At 67.6% G+C, this 26,393-nt stretch carries 27 protein-coding genes; 14 read left to right on the forward strand and 13 right to left on the reverse strand.

Features of this window, described 5'->3' with window-relative positions; translation table 11 throughout:
* Positions 1-43 precede the first annotated feature (43 nt).
* From IEX88_RS24875 to IEX88_RS24925, 11 genes are all read left to right on the forward strand, one after another.
* Positions 44-2,038 (forward strand): PAS domain-containing sensor histidine kinase, encoded by a 1,995-nt coding sequence (locus IEX88_RS24875; protein ID WP_188855177.1) that lies wholly within the window; start codon positions 44-46, stop codon positions 2,036-2,038.
* The gene (locus IEX88_RS24880; RefSeq protein WP_188855178.1) at positions 2,028-2,657 is read left to right on the forward strand and encodes a response regulator transcription factor; all 630 of its coding nucleotides are present in this window, start codon (positions 2,028-2,030) and stop codon (positions 2,655-2,657) included. The genes IEX88_RS24875 and IEX88_RS24880 overlap by 11 nt, the downstream gene beginning before the upstream one ends.
* 391 nt (positions 2,658-3,048) lie before the next feature.
* Positions 3,049-3,420, forward strand: a complete 372-nt coding sequence (locus tag IEX88_RS24885; RefSeq protein WP_188855179.1) for a response regulator — start codon at positions 3,049-3,051, stop codon at positions 3,418-3,420.
* Positions 3,420-4,754, forward strand: a complete 1,335-nt coding sequence (locus tag IEX88_RS24890) for a methyl-accepting chemotaxis protein (protein ID WP_188855180.1) — start codon at positions 3,420-3,422, stop codon at positions 4,752-4,754. Before IEX88_RS24885 ends, IEX88_RS24890 begins: the two co-directional genes overlap by 1 nt.
* A 53-nt stretch (positions 4,755-4,807) precedes the next feature.
* A complete protein-coding gene (locus IEX88_RS24895; RefSeq protein WP_188855181.1) occupies positions 4,808-5,212 on the forward strand; it encodes a response regulator in 405 nt (134 codons plus the stop codon).
* Positions 5,202-6,089, forward strand: a complete 888-nt coding sequence (locus IEX88_RS24900; protein WP_188855182.1) for an STAS domain-containing protein — start codon at positions 5,202-5,204, stop codon at positions 6,087-6,089. Before IEX88_RS24895 ends, IEX88_RS24900 begins: the two co-directional genes overlap by 11 nt.
* Entirely contained in the window at positions 6,086-6,472 is a 387-nt protein-coding gene (locus IEX88_RS24905) for an STAS domain-containing protein (protein WP_188855183.1), read from the forward strand. Before IEX88_RS24900 ends, IEX88_RS24905 begins: the two co-directional genes overlap by 4 nt.
* 160 nt (positions 6,473-6,632) lie before the next feature.
* Positions 6,633-7,043: an anti-sigma regulatory factor gene (locus tag IEX88_RS24910; protein WP_188855184.1), complete on the forward strand. Its 411-nt coding sequence runs from the start codon at positions 6,633-6,635 to the stop codon at positions 7,041-7,043.
* A complete protein-coding gene (locus IEX88_RS24915) occupies positions 7,040-7,444 on the forward strand; it encodes an anti-sigma regulatory factor (protein ID WP_244640491.1) in 405 nt (134 codons plus the stop codon). Before IEX88_RS24910 ends, IEX88_RS24915 begins: the two co-directional genes overlap by 4 nt.
* On the forward strand, positions 7,441-8,022 hold the full coding sequence (locus tag IEX88_RS24920; protein WP_188855185.1) for a SpoIIE family protein phosphatase: 582 nt from the start codon (positions 7,441-7,443) through the stop codon (positions 8,020-8,022). The genes IEX88_RS24915 and IEX88_RS24920 overlap by 4 nt, the downstream gene beginning before the upstream one ends.
* Before the next feature lie 28 nt (positions 8,023-8,050).
* Positions 8,051-9,061, forward strand: coding sequence for a sensor histidine kinase (locus IEX88_RS24925; protein WP_188855186.1), 1,011 nt, complete (start codon positions 8,051-8,053; stop codon positions 9,059-9,061).
* Here IEX88_RS24925 and IEX88_RS24930 read toward each other — a convergent pair.
* The 9 genes from IEX88_RS24930 to IEX88_RS24970 form a co-directional block, all read right to left on the reverse strand.
* Positions 9,058-9,852: a ParA family protein gene (locus tag IEX88_RS24930; RefSeq protein WP_188855187.1), complete on the reverse strand. Its 795-nt coding sequence runs from the start codon at positions 9,850-9,852 to the stop codon at positions 9,058-9,060. The two genes, IEX88_RS24925 and IEX88_RS24930, sit on opposite strands and share 4 nt — an antisense overlap.
* Positions 9,849-10,079 carry a hypothetical protein gene (locus IEX88_RS24935; protein ID WP_188855188.1) on the reverse strand — a complete coding sequence of 77 codons (231 nt, stop codon included), beginning with the start codon at positions 10,077-10,079 and terminating at the stop codon, positions 9,849-9,851. Before IEX88_RS24935 ends, IEX88_RS24930 begins: the two co-directional genes overlap by 4 nt.
* 11 nt (positions 10,080-10,090) lie before the next feature.
* Entirely contained in the window at positions 10,091-12,736 is a 2,646-nt protein-coding gene (locus IEX88_RS24940) for a chemotaxis protein CheA (protein ID WP_188855189.1), read from the reverse strand.
* The gene (locus tag IEX88_RS24945) at positions 12,733-13,119 is read right to left on the reverse strand and encodes a response regulator (RefSeq protein ID WP_188855190.1); all 387 of its coding nucleotides are present in this window, start codon (positions 13,117-13,119) and stop codon (positions 12,733-12,735) included. Before IEX88_RS24945 ends, IEX88_RS24940 begins: the two co-directional genes overlap by 4 nt.
* Positions 13,120-13,135: 16 nt before the next feature.
* Positions 13,136-13,996: a CheR family methyltransferase gene (locus IEX88_RS24950; RefSeq protein WP_188855191.1), complete on the reverse strand. Its 861-nt coding sequence runs from the start codon at positions 13,994-13,996 to the stop codon at positions 13,136-13,138.
* A 4-nt stretch (positions 13,997-14,000) separates the two neighbouring features.
* The gene (locus IEX88_RS24955; RefSeq protein ID WP_188855192.1) at positions 14,001-14,612 is read right to left on the reverse strand and encodes a HEAT repeat domain-containing protein; all 612 of its coding nucleotides are present in this window, start codon (positions 14,610-14,612) and stop codon (positions 14,001-14,003) included.
* 9 nt (positions 14,613-14,621) lie between these two features.
* Positions 14,622-15,674 carry a chemotaxis-specific protein-glutamate methyltransferase CheB gene (cheB, locus tag IEX88_RS24960; RefSeq protein WP_188855193.1) on the reverse strand — a complete coding sequence of 351 codons (1,053 nt, stop codon included), beginning with the start codon at positions 15,672-15,674 and terminating at the stop codon, positions 14,622-14,624.
* Between the two features lie 151 nt (positions 15,675-15,825).
* Complete coding sequence (locus tag IEX88_RS24965) at positions 15,826-17,418, reverse strand: chemotaxis protein CheW (protein WP_188855194.1); 1,593 nt, start codon at positions 17,416-17,418, stop codon at positions 15,826-15,828.
* Positions 17,419-17,443: 25 nt separating this feature from the next.
* On the reverse strand, positions 17,444-19,372 hold the full coding sequence (locus IEX88_RS24970; protein ID WP_188855195.1) for a methyl-accepting chemotaxis protein: 1,929 nt from the start codon (positions 19,370-19,372) through the stop codon (positions 17,444-17,446).
* A gap of 1,076 nt (positions 19,373-20,448) precedes the next feature.
* Here IEX88_RS24970 and IEX88_RS24975 point away from each other — a divergent pair.
* Positions 20,449-21,000: a cytochrome b gene (locus IEX88_RS24975; RefSeq protein ID WP_373289666.1), complete on the forward strand. Its 552-nt coding sequence runs from the start codon at positions 20,449-20,451 to the stop codon at positions 20,998-21,000.
* 72 nt (positions 21,001-21,072) lie between these two features.
* Here IEX88_RS24975 and IEX88_RS24980 read toward each other — a convergent pair whose 3' ends face one another.
* Genes IEX88_RS24980 through IEX88_RS24995 form a run of 4 tightly spaced genes read right to left on the reverse strand, consistent with a single transcriptional unit; the run spans position 21,073 to position 24,138 of the window.
* Positions 21,073-21,861, reverse strand: a complete 789-nt coding sequence (locus tag IEX88_RS24980; RefSeq protein ID WP_188855196.1) for a methyltransferase domain-containing protein — start codon at positions 21,859-21,861, stop codon at positions 21,073-21,075.
* On the reverse strand, positions 21,858-22,904 hold the full coding sequence (locus IEX88_RS24985) for a glycosyltransferase family 4 protein (protein WP_188855197.1): 1,047 nt from the start codon (positions 22,902-22,904) through the stop codon (positions 21,858-21,860). Before IEX88_RS24985 ends, IEX88_RS24980 begins: the two co-directional genes overlap by 4 nt.
* Positions 22,901-23,299 carry a 6-pyruvoyl trahydropterin synthase family protein gene (locus IEX88_RS24990; protein WP_188855198.1) on the reverse strand — a complete coding sequence of 133 codons (399 nt, stop codon included), beginning with the start codon at positions 23,297-23,299 and terminating at the stop codon, positions 22,901-22,903. Before IEX88_RS24990 ends, IEX88_RS24985 begins: the two co-directional genes overlap by 4 nt.
* 11 nt (positions 23,300-23,310) lie before the next feature.
* On the reverse strand, positions 23,311-24,138 hold the full coding sequence (locus IEX88_RS24995; protein WP_244640492.1) for a zinc-dependent alcohol dehydrogenase: 828 nt from the start codon (positions 24,136-24,138) through the stop codon (positions 23,311-23,313).
* Positions 24,139-24,459: 321 nt separating this feature from the next.
* Here IEX88_RS24995 and ribA point away from each other — a divergent pair, with 321 nt between their 5' ends.
* Both ribA and IEX88_RS25005 read left to right on the forward strand, forming a co-directional pair.
* The gene (gene ribA / locus IEX88_RS25000; RefSeq protein WP_188855200.1) at positions 24,460-25,596 is read left to right on the forward strand and encodes a GTP cyclohydrolase II RibA; all 1,137 of its coding nucleotides are present in this window, start codon (positions 24,460-24,462) and stop codon (positions 25,594-25,596) included.
* Positions 25,593-26,393, forward strand: coding sequence for a CDP-alcohol phosphatidyltransferase family protein (locus tag IEX88_RS25005; RefSeq protein ID WP_188855201.1), 801 nt, complete (start codon positions 25,593-25,595; stop codon positions 26,391-26,393). The genes ribA and IEX88_RS25005 overlap by 4 nt, the downstream gene beginning before the upstream one ends.

Here is a 26,393-nt window from a genome sequence, read left to right on the forward strand (position 1 = left end):
CCGGTCGACGGACCTCCTCCCCGGACGAACCGAAAGACGCGCGATGGATGTACCCCTCTTCCCGCCTCGGACCGCCCTGGGCGACGCCGAAGCGAGCGCCATGGCGGGAGCCATCGCCGCCCATGACTGGTCGCGCACCGCGCTCGGCCCGAAGGCCGCCTGGCCGGCCAGCGCCGCGACGCTGGTCGCGCTGATCCTGGCGGCCAAGCAGCCCATGTTCCTGGCCTGGGGCCCGGAGCGCCTCATGATCTACAACGACGCCTACGCGCCGCTCTTGGGCACCAAGCATCCGGGCGCGCTAGGGAGACCCTTCTTCGAGGTCTGGCACGAGGCGGCCGAGAGCCTGAGACCGCTGGTCGATCGGGTTTTCGCGGGCGATGCGGACTACATGCACGATTTCCATATCGTCCTCGACCGCGGCGAGGGCATGAAGGATGCTTATTTCACCTTTTCCTACACGCCCGTGCGCGCCTCGGAAGGGGCGGTCGAGGGTCTCTTCTGCGCCTGCACCGAGACAACGGCGGGGGTCCTCGCCGAATCCCGGCGGCTTCTGGCTGAGGAGCGCCTGCGCGAGAGCGAGGACAACTACCGCCACGCCGTCGAGTTTAATCCGCAGGTGCCGTGGACGGCACGGCCCGACGGCATGATCGACCGAGTGTCGGACCGCTGGGCGGAGCTGACCGGGCACCAGGCTCTCGGCGCGTCCTGGGCCGACGCGATGCATCCCGACGATCGCCCCGACATGCGCAGGGCCTGGGACGCGGCCGTGGCCAGCGGCCAGCCCTACGAGATGGAACACAGGGTTTTGACCCGGGCCGGTCAGTACCGCTGGTTCATCACCCGCGCCTTTCCCCGGCACGATGCCGACGGCCGTGTGATCCGCTGGTATGGGACAACGGAGGACATCCACGAGCGCAAGCTCGGCGAGATTCAGATGCGATCCATCCTCGCGACCGTCCCCGACGGAATGGTGGTCGTCGACGAGTTCGGCCGCATCCATTCCGCCAGCCCGACGGCCGAGCGGCTGTTCGGCTACGGGCCCGACGCCCTGGTCGGCGGCAGTCTCGCCGTCCTGCTCCCGGAGATCCTTGGCAGCGCCGGCCCGGGGCGCGCCGGCGGCGACGTCGTTGACGTCACTGGCATCGGCCCCGGCCGCACCACGATGGGCCGGCGTCAGGACGGGTCGACCGTCCTCGTCGACCTCTGCCTCGGCGAAATGACGTCCGGGACCGAGCGGCTCTTCACCTGTTTCCTGCGCGATCTGACCGAGAAGCGGGAGGCGGAGGATCGCCTGCGGGAGATCCAAGCCGAGCTCCTGCACATGTCGCGCTTCACGGCGCTCGGCGAGATGGCCTCGGCGCTGGCGCACGAGCTGAACCAGCCCCTGACGGCGATCTCGAACTATCTCGGCGGCTGCCGAAAGCTTCTCGAGACGGCGGAGGCGCCGCTGGCCGGCGACGCCGCGGCGATCTTCGCGGACGCGATCGGCGAGGCGACGGGCCAGGCGCTGCGGGCCGGCGAAATCATCCGCTCGCTCCGCGCTTTCGTGTCCCGGGCGGACGGGCGGCGGCAGGCGACCAATCTCGGCGACCTGGTGCGGGAATCCTGTGGGCTGGCGCTCGTCGGCTCGACCCATCTCGGCATCAGCCTGACGGTCGCCATCGGGGCCGATCTCGCCGTGCATGTCGACCGGGTGCAGATCCAGCAGGTCATCCTCAACCTGTTGCGCAACGCCACCGAGGCGATGGCGGACCGGCCGCTCCGCACCCTCGCCATCACCGCGGCATCGGTGCAGGATGGGGCGTTCAAGGAGGTGGTGATCGAGGACAGTGGTGGCGGGATCGATCCGCAGATCGCCGCCCGGCTGTTCCAGCCCTTCCAGACCACCAAGCCCAGCGGCATGGGCGTCGGTCTGTCGATCTGCCGGACCATCATCGAAGCGCATGGCGGGCGGATCCAGGCGCAGTCCCAATCCGGCCAGGGGACGACCTTCCGCTTCACGCTGCCGAAATTTGCCGAGGAGCGCCATGTCCCCTGAACCCCAGGTCCACGTGATCGACGACGATCCGGCGGTGCTGCGGTCGATCTCCTTTCTCCTGGCGACCCATGGCATGCCGGTGCGGACCTATGGCTCGGGCGCCGCCTTTCTCGCCGCCCATGCCCAGGGCGTGGCGGGCTGCATCCTCAGCGACGTGCGCATGCCGGAGTTGGACGGCATCGCTCTCCTGCGCGCGCTGCGCGCGGCCGGGTCCGACCTGCCCTTCCTCGTGATGACCGGGCACGCGGACGTCGCCATGGCCATCGAGGCGATGAAGGAGGGCGCGATGGACTTCATCGAGAAGCCCTTTTGCGAGGCGACGCTGACGTCGATGGTGGCGCGCGCCCTCGCCGCCTGGCGCGTGACGGCAGCGCGCGATGCGCGAGCCTCGACTGCACGCCGGCGCCTGGCAATGCTCAGCCAGCGCGAGCGCGAGGTGCTCGAGGCGATTGCGGCGGGGCGCGCCAGCAAGGCCATCGCCCACGACCTCGGGCTCAGCGTGCGCACCGTCGAGGTCCACCGCGCCAACATCCTGATGAAGCTCGCCGCGGACAACACGTTCGCCGCGGTGGCGATGCTGGTGGAGGCGCGGTTCGCCTCGCCGGACCAAAAGGCCTGAGCGCCACAAGGCGAGAGGCCCGCTACCGCCCGATCCGGCAGGCGCAACGGCTGGCAGACTTCGGGGCGACCGTATCGCACGCGCGTCGCGGGTCGCAGACAGGTTGGTTCGGTCCGCGGCGGAGACGGCGACGGCCCGCCGGCTGCCGTGCGAGCATCGCTCGCCAGCTTGAGCGGGCCGCCCGAGGAACGCTGCGACCGATATCGCTCTGTCAGTAAGCGATATAGATATGGACGTATATCGCCCTCCTTATGAACTATTGTCTTCCAGAAATAACTATCAAATCAACGTCGACTACCTTGATGCCGCCTAGCTCCAAGATTATCTCAAGTGTATATCACGGTTTTTTAACCTGCCGCCTGTAATTTTCGGAAAACAAAAGGAGTCCGGCATGGCGACGATACTACTGGTTGACGATTCCCCCACCATATTGTCGAGCATGTCGGCGATCTTGCGCAAGGCGGGATATGCGACCGAGTCTGCGCCCAATGCCCAGGCCGCCATCGACAAGGTCTCGCAGGGGCTGGCGCCGAAACTGGTGATCACCGACTACCACATGCCCGGCATGCACGGGGTCGAGTTGATCGGCAAGCTCCGGCGGCTGGGCCCGACCCGCTTCACCCCGATGCTGGTGCTGACGACCGACTCGCAGCCCGAAAAGCGCAGCCAGGCCAAGGCGGCCGGCGCGACCGGCTGGCTGGTCAAGCCGGTCGACCCGGCCTCCCTGCTCCAAGTCGTCCGCCAACTGGTTCCGGTGGCATAATGTCGGCCGTCGCCTTCCGGCGGCGCCCAGGAGAGCGGCCGTCGTCCCTCGCCAGCGTGCTGACGCAAACGGCCGGCGCCGACCTCTGGCGCTTCCTGCCCGTGCTCGCTGCGGGCGTTGCGTCGGTTCTGCTTCACCCCCAGCTGCCGGCGGCAGTTCAGCCCTGGCTGGGCGCCGTCACCTGCCTCGTCGGCGCCGCGACCGTCTGGCGCCGGCGCCCTGCCCTCGCGCTGCCGGGGCCGGTGGTCGCGTCGAGCCCCGCTCCCGCAGTCGAGCCCGCCGTCGCCGATGGGAGCGAGGCGCCGGGACGCCGAGACTTCGCCGCGCCGGTGCTTCCAGCGACCCAGGCGCCCCCCGTCGCGCTCGACCGCGTGCTCGACGATCTCTGGTCGCACTCGGTTTACACCGACATCCTGTGCAAGCAGATGGATGGCGTCACCGATGTCGGCGAGAAGGCGGCGGCGCGGCTGATGACGGGCCTCACGGCGGTGGATGACCAGATCACCAGCCTGATGCGCTTCATCGAGCAGTCCGGATCGAACGAACGGGTCACCGGCATCGTCCGGGAGATCGAGGCCCAGATCGAGACGTCGCGGCGGATGCTGGACGAGTTCGTCGCGCAGCAGCGGCTGGAGGCGAAAGCCAGCGGGATCCAGCGGGGAAAGATCGTCGCGGAAACCAGGCAGACGATCGGCGCCCTGGCCGGCATCACGGAGATCGCCCGGCAGACCTCCATGCTGTCGATCAACGTGTCGATCGAGGCCGCCCGTGTCGGCGAGCACGGCCGCGGCTTCATGGTCATCGGGCAGGAAATCCGCAAGCTCGCCGCCGAGGTGCATCAGCTGTCGCAGCAGATCAACGCCAGTGTCGAGGCGCTGACGACCACCGTGACCGACGGCCTGGAGCAGCACAAGCAAGCGCGTGAAAGGCTGGAACAGGAGTCGATGACCAGCATCGTATCGGCACTGGACTCGCTGACCGAGAACGTCACGACGCTTCTCGCCCACCAGCGCGACGTCTTGGGCAAGGTGGAGCAGGGAAACGTTTCCATTGCCGAGCCGATCATGGAGATGATGGCCAGCATGCAGTTTCAGGACATCAACCGCCAGCAGATCGAGCAGCTGGTGTTCATGGCCCAGACCGTCGAGGAACACCTGTCTCTCACCCGTTCCCAGCTGGAGTCGCAGCTGGCCATCGAAGATGAAACGCCACTTTCGGAAAAGCTCGACGCGCTATTTGACAGTTACGTCATGGACAGCCAGCGTCAGGGACACCTATCCGCCAGTGGCCATGACAATTCGGCCTCCCCTGTCATGAACATCCAGCTGTTCTGATTGGGCCGCTGAAAATATAAACGGATCATATTACGGATGGATTGGTAAAGTCGATGTCGGCAATCCTTCTTGTGGAAGATTCGCACCTTGTCCGAGCAACATTGCATAAATTCCTGGCGAGGGAAGGTCATGACGTGACCGACTGCGCCAGCGGAGACGAGGCGACCCAGCTTCTGAAGCAGGGGCGCTTCGATCTGGTGGTGGCCGATCTGTGGATGCAGGGGGGCGACGGCCTGCAATTCATCCGGCAGGCGCGCGCATCGGGAAACGCCGTGCCCATCATCGCGATCACCGGGGGTGATCCGCGGTCGCCGATCGCCAATTCGGCGAAGGCTGCCGGCGAGGCCGGGGCCGACAGGGTCCTGATGAAACCATTTGCAAAAACGACGTTGACGAGCCTCGTCGGCGAACTTCTCGAGGGGCAAAATCGCATGGAAGGTCACGGCATTGGTCTCTAGGGATGCAGGCAATCTCGGTCAGATTCTGGCCGGTCGCCGATCGGACGTCATCGGCGCGTGGCAGGTCTGCGCGGCGGGGCTTCTGGCCCAACGCTCGGACCTGCCGAAAATCGGCAGCCTGTTGCGCACCGAGGCGGCCGAAGTGATTTCGGAACTGATCCGCTATCTCGTCGTCGACGAGGACGAGGCGGAAAGGGCCGGCAGCGATCACCGCGCCACCCTGACGGCGCTGGCCAGCCGCGTCAGCGCGGCGCATGCGCGGGAGGGCCTGTCGGCCGGCGAGACCCTTTTGTTCATGCTGTCCTTCCGCGATGCGCTGCTGCCCTTCATCGTCGAGGCCTTCGCGTCCGACGGCGCCCGCCTGACGGCCGAGTTGCGGCGCGTGTCCGGCATCGTCGACCGGCTGTCCATCGAGGCGGCCGAAGCCCACACCACGGCCCGCGAGCGGCTGATCGAACGGCAGAGCCGGGCAATCCTGGATCTGTCCACGCCGATCCTGCAGATCTGGCCGCAGATCCTGCTCTTGCCGCTCGTCGGCGTCGTCGACACACGGCGCTCTCAGCAGGTGATGGAAGATCTCCTGACCTCGATCGCCCGTGAGCGCGCCCTCGTGGCGATTCTCGACGTGACCGGCGTGCCGATCATCGACACCCGCGTCGCCTTGCATCTGACCAAGACGGTGGGCGCGGCCAACATGCTGGGGGCGCAGGTCATTCTCACCGGCATCAGCCCGGATGCCGCTCAGACCCTGGTCAAGCTGGATGTCGACCTGCGCGGGATGCACACGCGCGGCACCCTTCACAACGGGCTCATCGAGGCGCTCCGGATGCTGGGGCAGCGGGTCGGGCAGTCGGTGGCGCGATCGGCGCTGGCATGAGCCGCGTCCCGATCCTGCGGCTGGGGCGTATCCTCCTGGCATCGATCCAGTTCGACCTGACGGACGATCAGGTCCTCTTGCTGCAGGAGGACATCCTCGCCCTCATCAGCAGGGGCAAGGCGGACGGGATCGTCCTCGACGTCACCGGGCTCGACGTCATCGACTCCTATGTTGCCCGCGCCCTGAACGAGACGACGCGCATGGTACGCCTGATCGGCGGCGAGGTCGTATTGACGGGAATGCAGCCCATCGTGGCCCTGACCCTCGTCGAGATCGGCCGCGAGATCATCGGGATCGACGCGGCGATAGATCTGGAGGCCGGCGTCGAGAAGCTGCGCAACGTGCTTCGTGAGAGGGATGAAGACCTCCCTCGGTCTGCCTGAGCGCGGCGGTGGCGCCGCGTCCATGCCGGTTCGATGGACTGCCGAGGCGTCGGCGAGCGAAGGCGGAACCGGATGTCGGAAACGGAAGCATGAAGTCGATGCCCTCCCCCCTCACAGCTTCGCCCCTTGCCGGCGGCACGGGGGATGGCGGATGTTTGCCATGACCACGCCCTTCTTCATGACGATGGCGATCTCGGGCCAGGCGGATGTCATCGCGGCGCGACAGGCCGGCCGGGATCTGGCGCGCGCGATGGGCTTTCGCATCGTCGACCAGACGCGCCTGGCCACCGCGATCTCGGAGCTGGCCCGCAACACGCTGCAGCACGGGCTGCGCGGCCATTGCCAGATCTGCGAGGAGACCGAGCCCGACGGAACCCGCACCATCCGCGTCGTGGTCTCGGACGAGGGTCCCGGGATCGCGGATGTCGACGCCGCGCTTCAGCCGGGCTTTACGACCGGCAAGGGTCTGGGTCTCGGGCTTCCGGCGGTCGAGCGGCTGACCGATCACCTCCTCATCGACAGCAATCCCGGCCGGACGGTGATCCAGATCACCATGAGCCTGAGACCGTGAGCGACAGGCTGATGATGACGATCCTCGACGAAATCGACGTCGCCGACGTTCGCCGCCAGGCGCGCGATTTCGCCTTGGCGCTCGGCTTCCGCAGCGCCGCCTCCTATCGCCTGGCCACGGCCGTATCGGAACTGGCCCACAATCTGCATTTTCACGCCTATCCCGGCGGCTCGATCCGCCTCAGCCGACTGGCCGAGGACGACCGGATCGGCATCGAGATCGTGGCGCTGGATGCAGGGCCGGGCATTCCCGACCTCGGCCTCGCCATGCGCGACGGCTATTCCACCAATCGGGGCCTCGGGGCGGGCCTGCCCGGCGTGTTGCGGCTCGCCGACGACTTCGCCATCGAATCCGAGACCGGCACCGGCACGCGGGTGACCGCGACGTTCTGGCGCCCATGATCGTCGGCGCCCACCGCATCGCCAAGCACGCGGGCGAACCCTGCGGCGACGCCTTCACCTGGTGGCAGGAGAAGCAGATCTGGTCGGTCTGTCTGGTCGATGGCCTGGGCCACGGCGCCGAGGCGGCCCGTGCGTCCGAGCGCGCCATCGTCGAGGCCGAGGCCGATCGCAGCCTGCCGGCCGAGGAGATCATCGGCTCGGTCGATCAGGCCATCCGCAACAGCCGGGGTGCGGCCATGTCGGTGGTGCAGTTCGACACCGGCTGCCGGACCCTGCGCTTTGCCGGTGTCGGCAATGTCCGCATGGCGCTTTTCCGGGCCGGTGAGGTGTTTCGCTACGAGGGGAGCCCGGGGATCGTCGGGACCGGCATCCGGCGCCCGGCGCCCGAAACCGCGGCATGGCGCGACGGCGATGCCGTGCTGCTGTGGACCGACGGGCTCCCGGCGCGGCTGGACGTCGAGCAGCTCTTCCTGACGGGCTCGCCTGCCGACATCGCGAGGCACCTGGCGATGTCCCCCGACCGCCGGCCGGACGATGTCGGCGTGGTCTGTTGCTTCCTCGGGGAAGAACCATGCTGAAGACCCGGGGGCCGATTACGTCGAGCTCGTGCTTTCCTATGCCGGCGAGGCCCGGGAAGACGATCTCGGCCGGATAGAAGACATCGGCGCCGCTCTGGTGGCCGCCGGCGTGCCGATCGTCGAGATGGCGGGACTGCACGAGCGGGCCTGCCGAAGGCTTCAGGAAGAAGGTCTCCTGTCGGGGGCGCCCTCTTCCTGTGTAGTCACCGTGCTGGAGCGCGCCTCGGCCTGCCTAACGCAGCTGATGATCGCCTATTCCATCGCCGACGAAAAACGCATCGCGCTCCTCAAGCGCGAGCAGCGCCTGAATGCGGACCACCCTCGCCTCGAGTCGCTCGGCCAGGTGGCCGGCGGCATCTGCCACGAGATCAACAATCTGCTGCAGCCCATCACCGGTCTCGCCGAACTGATCATCGAGGACGAGCCGGCCGGCAGCGACGCATCGCAGAATGCAGAACTGATCCTCGAATGCGCCAGCCGGGCGGCCTCGATCGTGGCGAGCATCCTGATGACCGCGCGCCGCGACCTGCCAAAGGTCGCGCCCGTCGTCTTCGCCCCGGTGGTCGAGAGCGCCGTGACCTTTCTTCAGGCCGTGCTGCCGCCCGCTCTCGTCCTCGAACTCGCCGTCGATTGCGGGATGGAACGCGTCCTGTGCGAGCCGGCCGAGCTGTCGCAGATCCTGCTCAACCTGGTGCGCAATGCCGAACACGCGATCGGCGGCGCGGGGACCGTCCGCATCGAGCTGTCGCGCGAGGACGATCGCCAGGATGACGGCGCGTCGCGGGGATTCCTGCGCCTGGCCGTGCGGGACAACGGCACCGGCATGCCGCCGCACCTCCTCTCGCGCGCCTTCCACCCGTTCTTCACCACCAAGGCGCCGGGAACCGGCAGTGGTCTCGGCCTCTCCGTGGTCATGGCGATCGCCGAATCCTGGGGCGCCACCGCGCATATCGATAGCGAGCCGAACCGGGGAACCCGCGTCAGCCTGCGCCTGCCGATCCTGGCGGCGGCAGAAGAGCCCGCCGCAGCCAAAGTCTAGGCTTCGCGTCTTCCGCCCGCGATGGGCCAGAAGTGCAGGATGTCCTGCACCAGAAGCGTGTAGTCCACCGCGCCCCGGGTCTGGGGACGGTAGTGGCGCACCGGGCATCGGCTGCCGAAAGCCTCGGCCAGCGCGACGTCGGTCCGGATGCCGCGAAAGATCCGGTTATGGCCGAATTCGAACAGAAGCTCGGCCAGGATCTGCTGCTGCAGACGCAGCCGCATGTCGACCTGCACCGGGACGATGGCGAAGGTCGCCGCCCCTGGATTGGGCCCGACCGCGCCGGCAAAGAGCAGCCGGAAGAGTTGCTGCAGTCCGTCATGGGCAAGATGGTTGAGCTGCGTCGGGATCAGCACGGTGTTCGCCGCGCCGAGCGCCACCCGCATCGGGGTTTCGGCCGCCGGCGGCGTATCCACCACCGCGACGTCGTAGCGGTTGCGCAGACCATGCAGGGCCTCGAGGAACGCGCTGGGATCATCGTCGGCCGACAGGTTGCGGAAGGTGCGGTCAGACGGCAGCACGTCGACGCCCTCGACCGCCGTCAGGCAGATCGCGTCGCTGGGATCGGCCAGGCCGCCGCGCAGGAGGTCGTGCGCCGTCGGCGCGCCCTTTTCGGCCCGGATGCCAAATCCGAGACCGGCATGCCCCTGCGGATCGAAGTCGACGAGCAGCACGCGCAGGCCGCTTCGGGCCAGCTCCGCCGCCACGTTGACCGCCGTCGTCGTCTTGCCCGTTCCGCCCTTGCAGTTGGCGACCGCGATGACATGGATCGGCATCGCGGCCCCGGTCATCCCTTGCGTTTCGCCGCGAGACACGCCGCGAGCAGAGGGTCCGGCTCGGACGGCATCGTCGAGACCGTGCCGCCCGAAGCCATGATGATCTGCAAGATCGCCGTGTGGAGCGGGCCGGCGCGCGCCAGGTCGAAGCGCGGCGCCTCACGGCCCTTCAGTGCGGCATGCAGATCCTCGGCCTCCTCGATCGAGCAGGCGCCTTCGAAGATCACGTCGGCGTCGGTCACGGTAAAAGCCATCACAGCATCTCCTGCAGGTCGAGAATGAGGAGGACCTGCCCGTCGCCGAGCAGCGTCGTGCCGGAGAAGCCGGCCATGCCCTCGAGCACGCCCTCCAGCGGCTTGACGATGACCTCCATGCGTTCGCGAAAACCGTCGACCACAACGCCGACCCGCTCGCCGCCGACCTGGGCGACCATGACGGCCTCTTCGGTGGGCACCGCCTCCTCTTCCAGAGGAACGAGGTTCATCAGGCTGCGCAGCCGGGCCATGGGGATGATGGTATCGCGCAACACGAAGGTCTCCATCGTCTTCAGACGGTGGATCTGGCTGCGGGCGACGCGCACGGTTTCGACCACCTGATCCATCGGTACGCCGAACAGGCGACCGCAGCAATCGATGGTGACGATCTGCGTCACCGCCATGGTCAGCGGCAGGCGGACGATCACCGAGGTCCCGACTCCCAGCGTCGAGCGCAGCGCGACGTCGCCGCCCGCCTTCACCACCGCCGAGCGCACCACATCCATGCCGACACCCCGGCCGGACAGGTCGGAAATCTCCTCCTTGGTCGAGAAGCCGGCGGCGAAGACGAGGTTGCAGGCCTCCTCGTCGCTCATCTGCGCACTTCTCTCGGCCGTGATCAGGCCGAGGTCGCAGGCCTTCTGCTTGACCGTCTCGGGATCGATGCCCTTGCCGTCGTCCCGCACCTCGATCACCACGAAGTCGCCCTCATGGCGGGCCGTGATCTTTAGCGTTCCCGCCTCCGACTTGCCGGCCGCGCGCCGGTCCTCGGGCGTCTCGATGCCGTGGTCGAGGCTGTTGCGGACCATGTGGATCAGCGGATCGGCGAGGCTTTCCAGGACGTTCTTGTCCGCCTCGGTGTCCTCGCCCTCGATGACGAGATTGATCTTCTTGTCGAGCTTGCGGGAGATGTCCCGCACCAGGCGCGGAAAACGCTGGAAGACCTGGCCGACGGGCATCATGCGCACCGACATGATGCCGACCTGCAGATCCTGGGTGATCCGGTCGATGACGGCGAAATGCTCCTTGATCTCCCGGGCGACGGCGCGGGCGCCGTGCACATGCTCGGCGCGCGTGGCGAGGTAGGACAGTCCGTTCTTGGCCACGATCAATTCGGCCACGAAATTCATGATGGAATCGATCTTGGCCTGATCGATCCGCAGCACCCGTGCGATGGCCTTGCCGTCGCCGGCCGCCGCGGCGGGCGCCGGTTCGTCGCCGCTCGGCGCGGGGGCCGGGGCGACCGCTGCCGCAGCGAAGGCGGCCGCCGCCGGCTTGGCTTCCACCACCGGCTCTGAGGGATCGGCGGTAGCGGTGGGATCGGCCAGCCGCGCCGCGATGGCATGCAAGCCCGACAGGTCGCCGGACCGGGCCTGCGCCGCCATCGCTTCGGCGACCGCCGCGTCGACGGGGCGTCCGGTCGCCCGGCCGAGATGGGTCAGGACCTTTGCCACGGCCTCGAGCCGGCCCTGCGCGATGCCTGGCGCGGGCGGCGTTTCGAGGACGGTGGCCTGCTCCCGCGCCAGGCGGGCGCAGAGCGCATGGTCCGGCTGCACCGCGCCCGCCCTAGGAGGCGACGTTGCCGGCGGCCCTTCCGCCACAAGATCGGCCTCTCGCTTCGGCGGCAGTTCGCCCGTCGCCGCCGCTTCCGTCATCCGCGCCAGCGCGTCGAGGTCGGTCGACTCGGGTTCCTGCGTCAGCACCAGGCACCAGCGCAGCGCCGCGGCCTGGAGGCAGGCAGGCGCGACCATGCCGAGAAGCGTCGAGGCCGCGTTGCGCAGCGCCGGTAGATCGCCTTTGGCCAGATGCGCGCGCGCGATCGACCCGAAATCGGCAAACACCGGGCCGCCGGCCCGCCGGCCGGTCGGGATGGCGAGGTCGGCGAAGCCGATCTCGCGGATCTCCACCATTTCCGCGACGTAGCGCATGTGCTCGTCGATGGTCGCCCGGCTGGCATCGCTGAGGATCTCGAAGCGCAGCACCGAGGTCAGCGGATCCCAGCTCTCGAAATCGGGAAAGGCGCCGTCTCGCGGCAGCACGCGCACCGCGAGCAGGCCCGGCGATTGCCGCACCATGGCGACGGGATCGTCGCCGCGGAAGAAGCAGCCCTCGTCCGGCTCGAACGACCAGGCGAGGAGGTTCTCGCTTGTGCGATTGCAGTAGAGCGCGGCCCGCGTCTCCTCGGGAAAATGCACGAGCCAGTCGGGCGGGAGCCGCAGGTGCGGCGCCAGCTCGGCCGGCGCCGCCGCATTGGGCTCGGTTTCGCTCAGCCAGTGGCGCAGCAGCGCGACGCGCTTAGCCATTTCCGCCTCGGCGTCGCCCGGCAGAACGTGCCGCTGTTCCAGGGCATCGATCCAGCTTCCGACCAGATCGAGGCTCTCCAGCAGCTGGTCGATGATTTCGCCGGTCACGGAGAGGTGGCCCAGCCGCACTTCGCCGAGCAGATCTTCGGCCGCATGCACGAGCCGGGTCAGCGGCCCGACGTCGAACAGGCCGGAGGAGCCCTTCAGCGTGTGGACGGCGCGAAACACGTCGTTGACCGCGGTGTCGGAGCTGGCGTTGCGCTCCAGCACCAGCATGCCGGCACCGGCCTGATCGAGCAGGTCGCGGGCTTCTGGAATGAATTGGGCGAGAAGCGGGTTCATGCCGGGATCCGTTCAAGAGCCTGGCCGCTCATCAACCGGGCGACGGCGGCGAGTTCGACCGGATGGACCGGCTTGGCCATGTAGACGTTCGCGCCGGACGCATAGGCCCGGGCACGGTCGACGTCCTGCGATTCCGTCGAGATCATCATCGCCGGGATGTCCTGCATCTCGGGCATCTGACGCAGCTGCTGGAGAAACGTGTAACCGTCCATCTTCGGCATGTTGACGTCGACGAGCAGCAGATCGAAGCGCTCCATCATCACTTTCTCGAGCCCCTCCATGCCGTTGAGGGCCTCGTCGACGGTGAAGCCGTCCGCTTCCAGCACTTCGCGGTAGTACAACCGCACCGTGCTCGAGTCATCGATGATCAGGGCGTGCGCCACGAGCCTTGCTCCTATCCTATGGGGCTTTTTGGTGGACGATGACGTCCGCGAACTTGCGCATCTGGAACAGCGACGAGATGCGGCTCATCGATTCGGAATGGCCGAGGCAGACGAAGCCGCCGGGCCTCAAGGTCTCGAAGAGCGCCTCCGCCGCGGTCCGCCGCGAGACGTCGTCGAAATAGATCAGAACGTTGCGGCAGAAGACCACGTCGATGGCGTTGTGGACCCTGTCGCCCCTCGGCAGGTCGAGCAGATTGACGCGCGAGAAGTGGATCGAGTTGCGCAGCGGCTCGATGACCTGCCGGTTGCCGTCGCCGACATCGGTCGTGTATTTCGCCAGGGTCTGCTTGGAGACGTTCTGCAGCGAGCGCGTCGCATAGATCCCGAGCTTGGCCCGCTGCATCACCTCGGTATCGATGTCGGAGGCGAAGATCTCGATGTTGAAGTCATCCACCTGGCTCCAGTGTTCGAGCAGATAGAAGGCGATGGAATAGGGCTCCTCGCCCGTCGAGCACGGCACCGACCAGATCTTGACCGTGTCACCCCGCGGCCGTGTCCGGGTGATTTCCGGCAGCATCGACTGGACGAGGCACTTGAACTGGTACTCCTCGCGGTAGAAGTACGTCTCGTTGACGGTCATCGCGTTGACCAGGGACTGCATCGCCCTGGCGTCGCTGCGCGAGCACACGGTGTCGAAATAGCCGCGAAAGCTGCGGTGGCCGCCCTGCGTCATCAGATGCTGCAGGCGCTTGTCGACGAAGTAGCGCTTGTTGTCGGCGAACATGATCCCGGTCTTGCGGTAGAAATACTCCCGGAAGACGAGGAAGTCCTCGTCGCGGATGACGGGCGGCTGGCTGGTCGAGAGTTCGAGAGCCATGACGTCAGCCGATCCGCTTGACGGCGGCGCGAATGGCGAAGGCCAGGAAGGGCTGATCGGGGAAGCGGGCCGCCGACTGCCGGATGGCGTCCGCCATGTCGGGATGGCCGCGTTCCGACAGCACCTCGACGGCCGCGGCGCAGACATTGACGTCTTCATCCGTCGTCAGCACCCGCAAGGCCAGGGCCGGCACTTTCGGCGTGCCGAGCGACTGCGCGACGTTCATCGCGAAGATCCGGACATCGACGTCCGGGTCGGCCAGCAGTCTCTCCAGTTCGGGCAGCGCGATGTCGCCCATCGCCTGCAGCGTCTCGATCACCGCGTTGCGCAGGCCGACATCCTCGCTGCGCAGGAGCGCGACGAGCGGCGGCACGCTGGCCTCGTCCGCCAGCCGGACGAGCGTCGTGAAAATGGTCTCCCGGAGGGCGCCGTTCGGCTCGTTCGCCAGATGGTCCGACAGGGTCTGCGCGAGGCCGAGCTGCGCGGCGAAGCGGACGGCCTCGCGGCGGACGGCGACGTCGTCATCGGCCAGCCGGTCCGGAAGACTGGATCGGTCGATGGAGGCGACCGGTTCGAGAACGGGCTCGGCGGCAGTTGAAGACAGGATCAGGGGCACGGCGAAACCTCATTTGCTCCAGGTGATCAATTGATCGGCGATCCGATCGGAGGGCAGGATCCTGTCGGCACCGCCGAGACGGATCAGTTCGGCCGGCATGCCGAAGACGATCGCCGTGGATTCGTGCTCGGCAATGGTGCGGCCGCCGAGACGGCGCAGCTCGGTCATGGCCGGTGCGCCGTCATTGCCCATGCCGGTCAGCTGCACCGCCAGGAGAGCGCGCGGATCGAGGACGCCCATCGCCGACTTGACGAGGCGCTCGACGCTGGGATGCCAGAGATACTGGGCGTCGAGCTTCACCGTGTTCACCACCGGGCGCCCCAGGCGGCTCTCGACGACGACGTCGGCATCCCCCCGACCGATGTAGACATGGCCCGGCTTTAGCGGCATGGGGCCCGTCACCTCGACGACCTTGACCCGGCAGATCGTATCCAGCCGCGCCGCGAAGGAGGCGGTGAAGGCGGACGGCATGTGCTGCGCGACGATGACGGGGTAGCGGAAATCCTGCGGCAGCTCCGGCAGGATGTCCTCGAGCGTGCGCGGGCCGCCGGTCGAGACGCCGACGAGAACGAGACCGCTCGCGTTCTCGGAAGCGGAGAGCGGGCGCGGCTGCGCCGCCTGTTCCGCCGCATGGCGGACACGGTCGACGAGGCCCCGCGCCCGGCGCGGCTTGGCGCGCGCGGCCGCCTTCACGGTCGCCACGATGTGCCCGCGAATGCTGTCGATGTTCAAGGAGACGGTGCCGCCCGGCTTTTCGACGAAGTCGACGGCTCCGAGCTTGAGCGCCTCGAGCGTCACCTCGGCGCCCTTGCGGGTGATCGACGACACCATCACGACGGGGCGCGGCGCGCTGGTCATGATCTCGGCGAGGCAGGTGATGCCGTCCATCTCCGGCATGTTGACGTCGAGCGTCACCACATCCGGATTGAAACTCCCGATCTGCGCCAGCGCGTCCTGCCCGTTGCGGGCGGTCGCGATCGTGAAGGCGCTTTCGGCTTCGAATATTTCGCGGAGATATTTCCGCATCAGCGCCGAATCGTCGACGATCAGAAGCTTGGTCATGGGTGTCTCTGGCTGTTCAGGGGCCATGGTGGATCGTGGGTGAAGGCGGCACCGGGCGCTGCGCCCGATGCCCCTGCCGGGGCGGGGCCGATGCCGGGGCCCGGAGGCTGGCCCGGCATCGCAGCGCCCGGGCCGCGCCCCGGCCGCGCCGTCAGGCAGCCGCCTTGAGCGAGGCCGTCTCCGACCGGTCGAGAAGCTTTTCCACTTCCAGCATCAGGATCATGCGCTTCATCTCGACGATGTTGGCCACCCGGGTGATGGCGCTGCCGTGCTGCAGCGACATGTCGGGCGCGTCCGAGATGCGCGACTTGGAGATCTTCAGGACCTCGGACACGGAATCCACGATGAAGCCGGTCCGCATGCCGTGAATGAGGAACACGACGATCCTCTGCCGGTCGTTTCGCTCCATGTCGGGGAGCGCGAAACGACGCCGCTGGTCGATCACCGGCAGAACCGAGCCGCGCAGGTTGACGACGCCTTCGATGAAGGACGGGGCCGTGGGAACCCGGGTCAGCTGGTCGGGAATGCGCACGATCTCCTGGACGGATTCGATCGGCACCCCGTATTCCTCGTCCGCCACCCGGAACACGACGAACTGCTCGTCCTCGTCGATCGGATGGCTGCTCTGTGTCTCCGGTTCACCCACGGCATCTTTCCCTCTTGCAAGATCTGCATCGTCGATCGCGGCACGCACCGCCGAGTTGAGGAAGAGCTGGTCCGCCCGCAGGATCGACACCAGGCGGCGGCCATCCTCCATCCGGCAGATCTGGTCCACCTCGTTGGCCTGCCCGCCCGCCGACAACATCGCCGGGACGGGGTCGACGATCGAGCGCGGAACCCGCAGCACTTCCTTTGCCGTGTCGATGACCACGCCGACCGTCATCTCGGCACCGCCTTCGGAATGGGCCACCACGACGATGCGGCTCTGCTCGCCGACCGGGGCGGCGGGCATGCCGAACATCGAGCGCAGGCTAACGAGCGGCAGCAGCCGGTCCCTCAGATTCATCATCCCCAGCGAATGGCTGGAGGCGAGCGGGATCCGGCTGATGCTCTCGGGCACCTGGACGATCTCCTGCACGCATTCGATCGGCAGGGCGTATTCCTGGCCGTCGAGTTCGAAGGAGACGAGCTGGACCTCGTCCGACGATCCCTCGCCGTCGCCGCGGTCGACGAAGGTTCCGCCATTCTCGCGACGCGGGCGGTGGGATGGCGGGGTCTGCAGCTGGCCCGTCAGATGGTCGGTGTCGAGGATCATGATCATCGACTGGCCGCGCTTGACGACGCCTTCCAGAAGCTCGGTCTCGATGGTCGAGCCGCTGCGGCCGACCGTCTCGATCTCGCGCGGCTCGGCGGTCACCACGCGCGACATGCGGTCGACGATGAAGCCGACCAGTCCGCGCTTGTTGACGACGACGACGCGGGTGGCATCGTTGTGCTGGGTCGGGTCGAGGTTGAAGACCCGGCGCAGGTTGATGATCGGCAGCACCGAGCCGCGGAGGTTGGCGAGCCCCTCCAGGCTCGAAATGGACATCGGCACCTCGACGATGCTCGGCAGGCGGATGATCTCTTGGACGTCCGTCAGCGGCACGGCGAAGAGTTCCTCCCCCATCTGGAAGGTGACGAACTGGCGCACGGTGGCGCCTTCCGCCGCGCCGCCCTCGGTCGGTCCCAGCTCGTCCCTGGCCCGGCTGTCGGCCAGCGGTACCGCGGGGCTGAGAGGCCCCGCCTCGTTGTTGTCGGACATGGTCGACGCCTCCTCGGCGCTCACCTCAGTTGAGGTTCTGGAGTTCGTCGGCGAGGGCGGCGACTTCCTCGATGGCGGCGGCCAGTTCCTCTGCCCCCTTGGCCTGCTCGCGCGAGGCCTGCTGCGCCTGGCCGGAGGCCGTCGCCGCCTGCTGGGCCGCGGCCGTGATCTGCTCGATCCCCCGCTTGCACTCGTCGATGGAGCGGACGATCTCGTCGCTGCCGGAGAGGACCTCCTGGTTGCTGGCGGCGACGCTTTCGAGATCCGCGCGCACGACCGTGAGATTGGCGGTGATTGCCTTGTTCTTCTCGACTTCCTGCGCGGCCAGATGGGAAATGCCGTCGAGATCCAGCCGCACCGCCACGACCTGGTCCTGGATCGACTTGACGAGATCCTTGATCCGGTCGGCATTCTCCGCCGAATCCCGGGCGAGATTGCGGATATCGGTCGACACGACCATGAACCCCTTGCCGAATTCGCCGGCGCGCGCCGCCTCGATCGAGCCGTTGACCGCCAGCATGTTGGTCTGGATGGCGACGGTCGAGATCGCGTCGACGATCTTGTCGATGCGGCGGCTCACCTGTTCGAGAGCGTTGACTTGGTCGCGGGTTCGGTTGGTCTCCTCCAGCGAGGCGCTGACGGCGCTGATCAGCGCCCCGATCGCAACGCTGCTGTCGGCGATCTGCTGCGCCATCGCTTGGCCGAGTTCGAGGGAGTCGCGCGCCTGCTGCTGGGTGACGAGCGAGCCGCGCTCGATCTGCGACGTCGCGGCGGCCGCCTGCTGAGCCCCTGAGGACTGCTGCTGGGCACCCCGGTTGATCTGATCGAGCGCCGTCATGATCTGCGCGGCCGCGCGGTTGATCTCCTCCACCGCCGACGACAGCTCTTCCGCGGCGGAGGCAACGCCCTCGGCGCTCTTGCCGACGTCGGTGGCGTTCTTCAGCTCTTCGGCCAGCGCCGAGAGTTCGTTCGAGGCCTGATCGCTCTGCGAGAGCGCCGTCGTCTGCTGATCGATCGTCTTCAGCGCTTCCTCGCACGCCGCCGATTGTTCCTCGGCCGCCGCGGCGATCGCCTCCGATCCCTTCTGGGCCTCGACCGACGCCCGCTCGCTCTCGACCGAATAGCGCAGGATCTCCTCCGCGCCCTTGAGGACGCGCCCCATGCCGGTCCGGATCTCGTCGAGCTGCACGGAGATCGCCCGTCCCTTGACCACCTCGGCGCGCGCGGTTTCGGCGGAGCGGTTGATCCCCTCCACGATGGTGCTGACGTCGCCCTGGATGGTGCCGATCAGCTGCTGGATCTCGCTTGCGCTCTTTTCAGACGTCTCCGCCAGGGTGCGAACCTCGTCGGCGACGACGGCAAAGCCCTTGCCGTGCTGACCGGCGCGGGCCGCCTCGATCGCGGCGTTGAGCGCCAGGAGGTTGGTCTGGTCCGCGATCCGTCCGACGGCGCCGACGATCTCGCCGATGCTGGCGGCCTGGCGCTCCAGGTCGAGGACCATGGTGACCGAGGCAGCCTGCCGGTCGGCCGCCGTGCCGATGCTGTCGACGCTGGCGCCGATCTGACGGGAAACGTCGCCGACGAGGGTTCTGAGCGCGTCGGTCTTGCTGCGCGACAGTTCCGCACCGTTCTTGGCCTGTGCGAGCGTGCCGGCGATCAGCGTGACGGCACGCCGAGATTCCTCGGTGGCGCTGGATGCCTCCTCCGCTCCGGCGGCGATGAGTTCCATGGCCTTGCGCAGCTCTTCGGCGGCCGAAGCGGATTCGCTGATGCCGGCCGCGAGCTCGGCCGTTGCGCTGGCGATGCGCTCGGCCGACTTCTGCTGCCGGGCGTGGGTCCGCACGTTGCGCCGGCTTTCGTCGGCGAGCCGGGACAACCGACCCAGGCTCTGCGCCTCGGGCGACGCTGCACTGCTCGTCGATCCACCGAGCGCGGTTTTCTTCACAAGGGCCATTTCTTCATTCTCCGACAATTGGCGCGCGGCCGTTAGTTTGCCAAACTGATATTTTGGCTTATTTCCACCCGACTTCGGCGCATTATCCGAATAGGGCACTTTGATTCATTGACGCGATGAATGCTCCCCAGAGGTTTTTCTTCGTCCCCTTGACTTTCACGGACGCTGTTCTGGGCAACAAACACCACCGACCCCACCTCGACCCGATGAAGCCACCGTCCATGACCCTTCATCTCTCCACTTGATGGCGATATCCGTCGATAGTAAGCGACACAATATTGTATCGAACCAGGATGAATGCCCCATCGATTTCTGATCTGGTCTTGGCTATCTGATAAAATCTATTGCTGTATTGAACCTGACTTTAACTTAAATGATCTATTGTAAGAGATATTGATAACTTAGCGTCGAAATTTGTCAGTGTTGTTGACTTCGCAAGACTGCTGACAGACGCCGCCGAACGGCAACCGCTCGGACGTCGGCCCGGAAGCGCTTGTCGAGCAGCGCCTCTCTGTCGCCGGTCCCCGGTTCCGCATCGGCGGAAGAGCGCCCGATCGATGAGGAGGACGGTGACGGCGGACCATCAAAACGATGCGGGACAGGCGAAGAGGGAAATGCCCTCGGCCGCAGCCAGGGCCCGAAACGGCCTGCGCTCAGGGTTCGCGACGCAGAAAGCGGTGGACCGCGTGAATCACGAAGGATCCCTCTCCGACGGCGGACGCAATAGGCTCGACCGAGCCCTCAGACCCAGTGGGTTAACATGCCATCCCCGGCGAGGAAGTCTTGCAAGCGACTTGGGCTCGAAAAAGGTGCCAAAACGGGCGGGCCGTTCCCGCGCCTCAATCGGGCTTCCCGACGCTCTTCGGCCTCGCCGCGCTTTGGACCACCTCCGCCCGTTTCCAGAGGGATCGCGCTCGCACTGGCAGGGTCGTCGTCGTCAGGAGGAGGCGCGCGGAACAGCGCGTGCGGCCGGCTACTGCGGGCACCGAGGCAATTGACGCAGGGAGACGGGAAAGCGACACTGAGGCGCGAGCCCGATCTCCCCTCGCCCCGAACCCAAGGCCTTGGATATGCAGGTGTATGACGAGAGAGGCATCGCCCAGGGGCTGCCGCAGGCGTCCCGCTATGCCGCCGCCTCCCGGGTGCTGCATTGGATCGTCGCGGCGCTGGTTCTTGTCGTCTGGCCCGCCGGAATGGTGATCGAGTTCCTGGCCGAGGAGAACAAGACGATCGCCTATCTCCTGCATGAATCCTTCGGGTTCCTGATCCTGTGGATCATGCTGGCGCGGCTCGCGGTGCGGCTCGTGCGCGGCGCGCCGGCGCACGAGCCCATGCCGCCCTGGCAGGCGCGCCTGGCCGGAACCGTGCATGTCGCGCTCTATGTCGCGCTGATCGCAATGCCTATCGCCGGCTTCCTCGCGACCAACGCCTTCGGCTTTCCCTTGAGCCTCTTCGGAATCCTGCCGATCCCGAGCCCGGTCGGCAAGGACGCGGCGCTCGCTCCAATCTTCATGACCATCCACATGGTGCTCGGCTGGACGATCCTCGTCCTCTTCCTGCTGCACCTCGGCGGGGTCCTCCTCCACCACGTCTTCCGCCGCGACGCCACGCTCTATCGCATCATCTGAGGCGCCGGGCGCCTGGGATCCGCCCCATCGGCGCCGACGGATCGCGGCGCCGAAAGCTTCGCGATCGGGATTTCAGACGGGCGGCAGCGCCAACATGTCGCGATGGCCGACGCGGACGCGGGCGCCGGCGCGGGCGGCATCGGCGCGGTGGCGGAGCCAATCGCCCACCTTCCCGCCCATCGCCGCACCGGCCGGCCCTGCCAGTCCCGCGTGGAACGCCTCCTGCAAAGCGAGATCGTCGGCACCGAGTGTCCAGTCGCTCGGCGCGGACCGCACCGTGTAGCCCCTGGCGAGGAAGGCTTCGTCAAGACGCGCTGCCGCATCGCCGCCGAGGCCAGGACCAAAGCCCTTGTCGCGCCGTTGGTCGGCGGTGAAGGCCTCGACGATTTCTCCGTCCAGCGGATGCGGGCTGTCCCAGGCGATGCGGCCGTCGACAGTGAGCGCAGCGTAGACAGCGAGGCCGCGGCTTGCCATCCGGTCCGCGAAGGCGTCGATGAAACGCTGGGAGACCAGATCGAAGAGCGCCGAGGCGGTGACCATCGCGGCGGTGTCAAAGAGCCCGTCGTCGAGGGCGGCAAGATCGGCGGGATGCAACCTGACCCGCGCGCGGGCGGACGGCGCCTGCAGGGCCTGCGCGCGCGCCAAAAGGGCCGCGTCGTCGTCGACGAAGATCCAGGGCGTTCCCTCCGCCAGAAGCCCGTCGAGCGCCCGGAAGGTCGAACCGGTCCCGCAGCCGAGATCGACGACGGCTCCCCGCGCCGTCGATGCATGGTCGGCCGCCATCGTCAGCAGGTCCCGGTCCCGTGCCCGGCGATCGGCGGGCTCGCGCAGCGAGAGCCAGTCGGATTCGAACCCGCTCATGCCGCGATCCCCCGAAGCGTGTCGTCGATGAGCCGCGCCGACATTTCCCAGGTCTGAAGCCGCTGTCCCGCCTGCCACGCGCCCTCGGCGGTGCGCCGGCGCAGCGCCGTGTTCTCGAGGAGGCTTCGCAACGCCTTCCCGAACGCCGTCGCATCGTTCGGCTCGACGAGAATGCCGGCCTCCGGCGGCACCACTTCGGGCACCGCCCCGGCGCGCGTGCCGACGATCGGAAGCCCGTGCGCCAGCGCCTCGGCGAAGACCATGCCGTACCCCTCGTAATGGGTGGCGAGCGCAAAGAGATCGGCAGCGGCGAATTCGGCGCTGACATCGTCCATGCCGCCGACCATCGTCACCCTGTCGGCCAGATCCAGATCGTCCAGCAGCGCGGCCAGGGCGGCGGCGTGGCGCGGGTCGCGTGTCGCGTCCCCAACGATGCGGCAACGCCAGTCGAGGTCGCCAAGCCTGGACAGCGCAGCGATCAGCACGTCGTGGCCCTTGCGCGGGACGAGCGTCCCGACCGAAAGGATCAGCGGCGGCGCGCCCGCGGCCCTGGCCTGCGCCTGACGATCGGTGCCAGGCGCGGCGACCGTGATCCGCGTCGCGGCCACGCCGAAAGCTTCGGTCAGTGTCCGGCCGGTCATGGCGCTCGTGACGACGACGGCCCGGGCGAGCGTGAGGGCGCGGGTCTCGGCGACGCGGAGGGCGTCCGCCCGCTCGGCGTCGAGACCGGTTTCGAGGGCGAGCGGATGGTGGATGAGGGCAATGAGGCGAAGGCGGGCCGCTTCCGGCGAAAAGACGTCCGGCGCCGCCGAAAAGGCAAGGCCGTCGACGAGCACCGGCGTGCCGTCACCGATCCCGGCCAGAAGCCGCGCGGTTTCAGCGAGATCGGAGGGCTCGGGATCGGGAAAGGCGTCCGGCAGGGCCAGATGCGTCACGGACCAGCCGAGCCTCTCCAGTTCGGCCATCATCCGCCGGTCATAGGCATAGCCGCCGGTCTTCGTCATGATGTCGCCGGGGATCGCGAAGACGAGGGGTCGGTTCAAAGCGCTGCCTCGTACCAGGCGCGCGCGACGTGGGACTCGTGCAAGCGGATGCGCAGGCGCTCCACCCGCCCGCCGGCTTCTCCCATGCGGCCGGCGGCGATCAGCGCCGCAATGGCCTCGAAGATATGCTTGGCGAGAAACTCGGTCGTCGTCACCTTGCCCTTGAAGGCGGGCATTTCGTCGAGATTGCCGTAGTTGAGCGGTTTCAGCACCTCGGCGAGGACTTCCATCGCCGCGCCGATATCGACGCCCAGCCCGTCCTCGTCGAGATCGACGGTGAAGAAGGCCGCATCCACGGTGAAGGTGGCCCCATGCATGCCCTGCGCCGGCCCGAAGACCGGACGGGGGAGCGAATGGGCGATCATGATGTGGTCGGTGACTTCGACGGCGAACATGGAGGATCCTTTCAGTAGCGGATGCGATGGCAAAGGGTGGCCGGGTCCCGGAGAATGTCCGCGTAGACGCGCGGCAGGTCCAGAAAGGCGGTTTCGGCCGGCAGGAGGGCGTCGAGTCGGGGATCGGCGAGCAGTGCGAGCGCGAGATCGAGCCGCCGCGTCCGGCTCCAGCGCGCTCGCCGGGATGCCGGGACATGCCCGACCTGGCTGCTCACCAGCGTCAGCCGCTGCGAATGGAAGGCCTGGCCGAGCGGCGCCGAGACGAGCCTGTCGCCATACCAGCTGGCCTCGACGAGGCGCGCCTCGAAACCGGCGGCGGCCAGGGCGACCGAAAGCCCGTCGGGCGATCCCGAGGCATGAACGACGACGTCGCAATCGACCGGCGCCTGCTCGGGCATGGCGAAGGAGAGCCCGAGCAGCGCCGCCGTCGCCGCGCGCTGCGGGTCGATGTCGATCACGACGGTTTCAGTGCCGGGAATCGAGGCCGCCAGGAAGGCGGTGAGTAGGCCGACCACACCCGCACCGACGACCGCGACCCGGTCGCCGGGCTGGATGCCCGCGTCCCAGACGATGTTGAGCGCGGTCTCCATGTTGGCGGCCAGCACCGCCCGGCCGAGGGGCACGCCGCCGGGAACGGGACGAAGCGCCTCGACAGGGACGGTGAAACGACTCTGGTGCGGATGCAGGCAGAAGACCGCACGACCGGCCCAGCCGTCGGGCCCCTCCTCGACGATGCCGGCGACGGCGTAGCCGTACTTCACGGGGAAAGGAAAATCCCCTTCCTGGAAGGGCGCGCGCATGCGCGCCGCTTCGCCCGGCGGCACCTTTCCCGTGGCCACGAGCGATTCCGTTCCGCGGCTGATCGCTCCAAAGCGGGCGGAAACGATCACATCCCCGTCATTTGTCGGCGCGACTCGGCCCTCGCGCAGCGCCGGACGATTTTCGGCTTCCAGCCATAAGGCTTTGAAGGAATAGCTATCTTGCAAGGGCGAAGCTTTTCGAACGATGAACCTTTGGGCGGTCCGGGGTTTCGTAAATAGAGAGGCGGGCCAATTCGCCACCTCTCGCGCCCAATTGACGCAGCGCCATGAAGTGGCAAAGCGCGATGCTGCGCCTAGTTTTTGGCGAGCGGGCAGATCAACCAGAACCGGGACGCATCAATGCTGAAGACCGACGCGGGCGTGGGCAGAGTATCGAAGGCGTTCCTCGGGCCCACTGATGTCGCGCATCGCTCCTGTGAGATCGCGGCGGCCGAATTGCGCTATGGACGCCCCATCGTCTTCCGCTCCGATCGCAGCTTCGCCGCCATGGCGCTCGATGCGGCCAGCGCCGCCGGCTATGATCGCTTCGCCGAGGTGACCGAGGGAACCCACTCGATCTATCTGACACCGCCGCGGGCCACGGCGATAGGGCTGGCGACGACGACCGGCGCCCTCGTCTCGCTTCGGGACGCCTCGTTCGAGCGCGCCTGCGCTCTCGGCTATCGCCTCGATGTCGAGAAGCCCGAGACCTGGTCCGAGGCGCCGGCGGAGCTGTCCCAACTCGCCTTGATGTCCAGTCTGGCGCTTCTCCTGCCGGCGCTCGTCGTCGTCGAGATCGAACCGGACGACGATGCCTTCGCCGGGATCGCGCAGGTCACGCCGGACGAGATGAAGATCGCGAGCGAGGCAGAGCAGCGGTTCGAGATCGTCGCGCGGACCATCGTGCCGCTGCCGGACCTGCCGCAGAGCGAGTTCATCGTCTTCCGCGGCGGTCTCTCGCAGCGCGATCAGATCGCCATCGTCGTCGGCGACCCGGATCTCGAGCGCTCCGTTCCCACGCGCATCCATTCCTCCTGCATCACGGGCGATCTCTTCGGCTCGCTGAAATGCGATTGCGGCGATCAGCTGCACGGCGCGCTCCGCACGATGGCCGCGCGCGGCGGCGGCGTTCTCCTCTACCTCGACCATGAGGGGCGCGGCACGGGTATCGGCGCCAAGATGCGCGCCTATGGCTACCAGTCGCGCGGGCTCGACACGATCGATGCCGACGCCGCCCTCGGCTTTGGCCCGGACCCACGGCGCTACCACGCCGCCAGTGCCATGCTGGGCGTCCTCGGGATTTCGAAGGTCGACCTTCTGACGAACAACCCGTCGAAAGCCGCCTTCCTGGAGAAGGCCGGCATCACGGTCACGCGCCGGACGCCGGTGCTGGGGGAAGTCACCGGCGACAACCGGAACTACCTCGCGACGAAGGCACGGCGCGCGGGACACCTGCTCGACGTCGCCTCGATCACCGCGGCCCTGGTCAGGAAATGAGCGAGGCCGGCTCAACAGCCCGCGCGATCTCCGCCCGGCTGTTCGGCAGCCGGCCGAGCATCCGCCCGGTGATGCTGGAAGCCCTGTTCGTCTTCGGCGTTCTCGCCGTGGCCCTGGCGCTGGCGGCGCCGGCCGCGGCGGAACTCGCCGCTTCCGACTGGCGCTTCGTCGTCATCGCCTTGTTCGTCTATGGCGGTGTGGTCGTCGTCGCGCTGGCGGGCCTCGACGATCATCCGCATCGCCGGCTCGGCATTGCCAACATGATCACCGGGTTCCGGGCGGGCCTGACGGCGCTCGTCGCCGCAGCGCTCGTCGAGGTCGAACGCCTCGGACCCGGCGGCGACGAAACGCTCGCCTGGGCGCTGGTCTCCGTCGCCATCATCGCGCTGGTCCTCGACGGCGTCGACGGCTACGCCGCCCGCGCGCAGGGGACGGGCTCAAACTTCGGCGAACGCTTCGACATGGAGGTCGACGCGCTGATGATCCTCGTTCTCTCCCTTCTGGCCTATGCCAGCGGCAAGGCCGGGTTCTTCGTCATTCTCCTCGGCGCCATGCGGTACGTCTATCTCGCCATCCACGCGATTCTGCCGCGCCTGTCGAAAAAGCTGCCGCCGAGCGCCCTGCGCAAAGCCGTCTGCGTGATCCAGATCGCCGCGCTGTGCGCGGTGATGACACCGGTGGTCGAGCCGCCTTTTTCCAACGCCGTCGCGCTGGCCGCGCTTCTCCTGCTCTCGGCCTCCTTCGGGCGCGACCTGTTCGGGCAGGTCCGGCACGGCGCCGGTCGAGAGACCGGATAG

Origin of the sequence: Aureimonas glaciei, from assembly GCF_014643375.1 — a bacterium.
Lineage (GTDB): Bacteria > Pseudomonadota > Alphaproteobacteria > Rhizobiales > Rhizobiaceae > Plantimonas > Plantimonas glaciei.